Source organism: Streptomyces sp. NPDC050610 (genome assembly GCF_040654875.1).
Taxonomy (GTDB): domain Bacteria; phylum Actinomycetota; class Actinomycetes; order Streptomycetales; family Streptomycetaceae; genus Streptomyces.
Genome location: NZ_JBFAIV010000030.1, coordinates 1 through 2,061, shown reverse-complemented (window position 1 = coordinate 2,061; position 2,061 = coordinate 1). Strand labels below are relative to the sequence as shown.

Annotated in this window: 3 protein-coding genes and 1 pseudogene; all 4 read left to right on the top strand. The window is 70.7% G+C overall.

Features of this window, described 5'->3' with window-relative positions:
- A pseudogene (locus AB0I22_RS29845) lies at positions 1-776 on the top strand (histidine kinase); the annotation flags it as partial.
- Positions 777-785: 9 nt separating this feature from the next.
- Positions 786-1,199, top strand: coding sequence for a roadblock/LC7 domain-containing protein (locus AB0I22_RS29840; protein WP_136742879.1), 414 nt, complete (start codon positions 786-788; stop codon positions 1,197-1,199).
- A gap of 103 nt (positions 1,200-1,302) precedes the next feature.
- Positions 1,303-1,710, top strand: a complete 408-nt coding sequence (locus tag AB0I22_RS29835; protein WP_030884787.1) for a DUF742 domain-containing protein — start codon at positions 1,303-1,305, stop codon at positions 1,708-1,710.
- The coding region (locus tag AB0I22_RS29830; protein ID WP_363134064.1) for an ATP/GTP-binding protein at positions 1,691-2,061 on the top strand (371 nt) is incomplete at its 3' end. The genes AB0I22_RS29835 and AB0I22_RS29830, both read left to right, overlap by 20 nt.

Here is a 2,061-nt window from a genome sequence, read left to right as displayed (position 1 = left end):
CCGCCGACACCGGCGAATACGCCCAGCCGGGACAGCAGGGACAGCCGGATCAGCAGGGGCGGCAAAGCCGGCCCGGCCTCGGCGGGCCCGGTGATCCGTCCGAGACCGGCCAGTTCCCGCAAGGACCGCTCCCCACTCGCGGTGGGCAGCCGGGCGGTGCGCAGCACAACCGGCACAGCGGCGAGTTCCCCGTTCCCTCCCAGGAAGGCGCGCTGCCTCCCGCCGGGCCCGGGGACGGCCGGACGCCTCTGTTCGAGGCGCTGGAGACGGACTGGTTCAGCGGTCCCCGCGAGGACGCCGCCGGTTCCGTACCGTCGCAGCCCACGCCGCAGGCGCCGGCGCCTGTTCAGGGTCTGCCGCGGCGTGAGCCGCAGGACCCGTTCCAGCAGCCGATGCCGGGGCAGGACCAGGGACAGGGACAGACTCAGGGCCAGGACCAGGACCAGGGCCCGGGTCTGGAACCGGTGGCTCCCAACGACAGCTGGCGCAGCTCGCCCAACGACGAGCGCTGGCGGCGGGCCGAGCAGATACGCGAACCGGCCGCGGGCGGCATCACGTCGTCCGGGCTGCCGCGGCGCGTGCCGCGGGCGAATCTGGTGGAGGGGACCGCGCAGCAGCAGTCCCATCCGACCGGCCCGCAGGTCTCCCGCGCGCCGGACGACGTGCGCGGGCGGCTGACCAATCTTCGCCGCGGTATTCAGCAAGGGCGTCAGGCCGGCAACGGCCAGACGACCGGCAACCACGGCATTGACCCCACTTACCAGCAGGAGCGTTAGTTGAGTCCGATGAGCCAGGCGGCGCAGAATCTGAACTGGTTGATCACCAACTTCGTGGACAACACCCCGGGGGTGTCGCACACGGTGGTGGTCTCCGCCGACGGACTGCTACTGGCGATGTCCGAGGGGTTCCCGCGCGACCGCGCCGACCAGTTGGCCGCGGTCGCCTCCGGCCTGACCTCCCTCACCGCCGGGGCCTCCCGGATCTTCGAGGGCGGCAGCGTCAACCAGACCGTGGTGGAGATGGAGCGCGGCTTCCTCTTCATCATGTCCGTGTCCGACGGTTCTTCGCTGGCCGTACTCGCCCACCCTGAGTGCGACATCGGCCTCGTCGGCTACGAAATGGCCCTGCTCGTCGACCGGGCGGGCACTGTCCTGACGCCCGATCTCCGTGCCGAATTGCAGGGCAGCCTGCTCAATTGACCGTCCGCCAACCGTCCGTCCGTCCGACCGTACGGCCGAAAACCCCCCACCGGCCCCCGCTCGACGGCATTATTGCCATCCTGCTGTCCCGCCCGGAGGATCAATGACCCCGCCCGTCTCGCCCGGCCCGTACGGCGCCTCTCACCACGCGCCGTACGGGAACGAAGGCGACCAGCCGCTGGTCCGCCCCTACGCCATGACGGGAGGCCGGACCCGGCCGCGTTACCAGCTCGCCATCGAGGCGCTGGTCAGCTCCACCGCCGACCCGGTCCACCTGCAGGGCCTGCTCCCCGAGCACCAGCGGATCTGCCACCTGTGCCGGGAGGTCAAGTCGGTGGCGGAGATCTCCGCGCTGCTGAGCATGCCGCTCGGCGTGGCCCGGATTCTGGTCGCGGACCTGGCAGAGGCCGGAATGGTGGCGATCCACCAGCCGGGCGGCAGCGGCGAGTCCGGCGGGACGCCGGATGTGACACTGCTCGAAAGGGTGCTCAGTGGACTTCGGAAGCTCTAGCGGCGGGTCGCCCGCGCCCGCCCGCTCCACCACCTCCGCGAAGATCGTGGTGGCGGGAGGCTTCGGCGTGGGCAAGACGACCTTCGTCGGCGCGGTCTCGGAGATCAATCCGCTGCGCACCGAGGCCGTGATGACCTCCGCCTCGGCCGGGATCGACGATCTCAGCCACGTACAGGACAAGACGACCACCACGGTCGCGATGGATTTCGGCCGCATCACTCTCGATGACGACTTGATCCTTTACCTGTTCGGCACGCCCGGCCAGGACCGCTTCTGGTTCATGTGGGACGACCTGGTACGCGGCGCCATCGGCGCCGTCGTCCTCGTCGACACCCGCCGCCTCGCCGACTG

Coding starts and splice junctions, on each gene's coding strand:
- AB0I22_RS29840 (WP_136742879.1), top strand. CDS start 786: ATGAGCCAGGCGGCGCAGAATCTGAACTGGTTGATCACCAACTTCGTG.
- AB0I22_RS29835 (WP_030884787.1), top strand. CDS start 1,303: ATGACCCCGCCCGTCTCGCCCGGCCCGTACGGCGCCTCTCACCACGCG.